At 69.6% G+C, this 1,129-nt stretch carries 2 protein-coding genes; both read right to left on the reverse strand.

Going from position 1 to position 1,129, the window contains the following annotated elements:
• The coding region (locus ACGF4F_RS37370; protein ID WP_393085273.1) for a nuclear transport factor 2 family protein at positions 1 to 388 on the reverse strand (388 nt) is incomplete at its 3' end.
• A gap of 33 nt (positions 389 to 421) precedes the next feature.
• Positions 422 to 1,129 (reverse strand): DJ-1/PfpI family protein (locus tag ACGF4F_RS37375; RefSeq protein WP_357441694.1); only part of this gene is annotated, 708 nt, incomplete at its 5' end.

The raw sequence follows: 1,129 nt of genomic DNA on the forward strand, positions 1-1,129 counted from the left end.
CCGGGGGTCGGAAGGCACCGATCGGGCTGAGCTGAATGCCGGCGAGCTGCCACCGATCGCCCGCGCGGACGGCGATGTGCGTCGCACGGAACTGCCCGTCCGACGGCTGCCCACGGTAGCTGGCCTGCTGAGTGTGACGTCCGATTGTGACGGCCGCATCGCCGTACGGGCGCACCGCGACCTCGTCCCAGGCCAGCGACGCGGTGATCAGGTCGCCGGTGCGGTACCGGTCCAGCCACTGCTGCTTGTCCAGGACGAAGCCCAACGGCCCGACCATCGCGAAGTCGGCGACGGCGAGCGCGTCGAGCGTCTCGACGTCCGCGCGCTGCTCGGCTTCGGCCCAGCGCCGCCCGAGCTCGAGGATTTCGGTAGTGATCGGATCGGTCATGACATCTCCTTTCGCTGTGGCCGCATCCAGGCATTACCTGCCGGTACGCACGAAGTCGATCAGCCGGTTCCAGGCGATCCTCGGCTTGACCAGCGTCTGTCTGAGGTCCGTCCGATCGTCGAGCAGCTGCTTGGCGCGCTTTCGGACCGGTTCGGACGCCTTGCTCAGGTGGCCGGCGTCGAACGGCGGCTGCGGGTCGTATTCGATGGTCAGTTGGATCGCCTCGGCCAGCTCCCGTCCGGCGATCTCGCCGACCAACCAGAGCCCCAGGTCGATGCCGGCGGACACCCCCGCCGCCGTGACGATCTTGCCGGTTTGCACGATCCGCTCGTCCGGCCGGGGCATTGCGCCCATCATCCGCAACGGCCCCATCGCGACCCAGTGCGTGGTCGCAGGCTGACCCTTGAGGATTCCCGCGGCGGCCAGGATCACCGCGCCGCTGCACACGGAGGCCGTCCACGTCGTGGCCTGGTGCACCGACCGCAGCCAGGCGAGGATCTCCCTGTCCACCATCGTGGTTGGCGTCGTCGTACCGCCCGGCACCAGCACGAGATCCGGTGCGGGCGTCTCGGCGAGGGTGTGCGTCACGCCGAGCAGCAGGGCACCCCCTTCGGCGAGCAGCGGGCCGGTTTCCTTGCCCACGAAGCGGACATCGGCGCCCGGCATGCGGCTGAGCACCTCGTACGGACCGACCGCGTCGAGGGCGGTGGTGCCGGGGTACAGCAGGATCGCGATCTGCAT

It is taken from the genome of Micromonospora sp. NPDC047740 (assembly GCF_043204735.1).
Classification (GTDB): domain Bacteria; phylum Actinomycetota; class Actinomycetes; order Mycobacteriales; family Micromonosporaceae; genus Micromonospora.